We start from the raw sequence: 1586 nt of genomic DNA, 5'->3' as shown, positions 1-1586 counted from the left end.
CAGTCGGTGATAGCTTCTCTAAGCGCCCGGTTCATCGAGCACGAATCGATGCCGCACGCGCCCAGATGCTTTCCTGGCTGATGTTTGTCGCCAGCGGCATTGGCCCCTATTCCGGTCAGGCGGTGCACTTTAAACACTTTGCCCCAGCGCCAAAAGAATACGCAGTCAATCGCTATATGTTCGAAGCAGAACGCCACTACGCCATCCTCGACGCGCAACTGGCAAAGCACCGCTACATGCTGGGCGACACCTACACATTGGTCGATATGGCAGTCTGGGGCTGGGCACGCGCCGTACCGTTCATCTTCGGCGCTGATGCATGGAAAACATTGCCGAACCTAAAACGTCATCTGGACGAAATCAACGCCCGTCCGGCAGCACAACGCGCAGAAGAATTGAAAAACAAATTCAGCTTCAAAGCAGAGATGGACGATGAGGCCCGCAAGCAAATGTTTCCGCAGAATGCGCGTCTGGTTGCCTAGGAGCCTCCAATGACACAACCGACACAACCCGCACCCAGGCCACCCTTACCGCCATTCACACCTGAGACCGCCCGCCAAAAAGTGCGCGCAGCCGAAGATGGCTGGAATACGCGCGACCCGGAACGGGTTGCTTTGGCCTACACGGTCGACAGTACCTGGCGCAACAGAGCCGAATTCATCACCGGCCGCAAAGAGATTTTCGAGCTACTCACCCGCAAATGGAACCGAGAGCTAGACTATCGCCTGATCAAAGAACTGTGGGCCTTTGCCGACAATCGTATCGCCGTACGTTTTGCGTACGAATGGCATGACGATGCCGGTAACTGGTTTCGCTCTTACGGTAATGAAAATTGGGAGTTCGACGCCGATGGTTTGATGGCCGTGCGACACGCCAGTATCAACGATCTGCCGATCAAAGAAACCGAGCGCCTGTTTCATTGGCCGTTGGGGCGCCGTCCGGATGATCATGCCAGCCTTAGCGATCTGGGACTTTGATGTCAATATCGTCGTTCCCTGAAAAGCCGTTTCTATTTTGAAACGGCTTTTTATATCAGCGTGCAACATTTTTCAAAAACCGTTTTCAACAATCGTTGTCTATGGCCTTCACAGCCAAAAGATGAAAGGACAAACTTACCTAGTCACACACAGTCAGCAGCAAACATCGATAGTTAAAATTAATTGAATACAATTTAATAATTAATTTTACATATCGATCGAAACTCCCTACACTCCAGTAATACCAATTCACAACCCCTTAAAAGGAAAAACACAATGTCTTTGATTAACTCAAAAGTTAAGCCATTTAAAGCACAAGCCTACCAAAACGGTAAGTTCATTGAAGTGACAGAACAGTCCTTATTGGGCAAGTGGTCTATCGTGATGTTTTACCCTGCTGACTTCACTTTTGTTTGCCCTACAGAATTAGAAGACTTGGCTGACCACCACGCCGAGTTCCAGAAAATGGGCGTTGAAGTCTACGGCGTATCGACCGACAGCCACTTCGCTCACAAAGCATGGCACGACACTTCAGAAGCCATCAGCAAAGTGCAATAATCGATTCGTGCTCGATGAACCGGGCGCTTAGAGAAGCTATCACCGACTGCC

At 50.3% G+C, this 1586-nt stretch carries 2 protein-coding genes and 1 pseudogene; all 3 read left to right on the top strand.

Translation table 11 applies throughout. The features are described from left to right. On the top strand, positions 1-482 hold a 482-nt coding region (locus ACVBEF_RS21145), incomplete at its 5' end, for a glutathione binding-like protein (protein ID WP_447125862.1). A gap of 9 nt (positions 483-491) precedes the next feature. Beyond that, positions 492-977: a nuclear transport factor 2 family protein gene (locus tag ACVBEF_RS21140; protein ID WP_447124432.1), complete on the top strand. Its 486-nt coding sequence runs from the start codon at positions 492-494 to the stop codon at positions 975-977. Between the two features lie 276 nt (positions 978-1253). Beyond that, positions 1254-1532: pseudogene (locus tag ACVBEF_RS21135) on the top strand (redoxin domain-containing protein); the annotation flags it as partial. Between the last annotated feature and the right edge of the window lie 54 nt (positions 1533-1586).

It is taken from the genome of Glaciimonas sp. GG7, from assembly GCF_052976905.1.
Note: the sequence above shows the minus strand (reverse complement) of the source record. Positions and strands in the feature narration are given on the sequence as shown.

What these genes read in the sequence shown, in the direction of transcription:
- ACVBEF_RS21140 (WP_447124432.1), top strand. Translation starts at nt 492, where the DNA reads ATGACACAACCGACACAACCCGCACCCAGGCCACCCTTACCGCCATTC.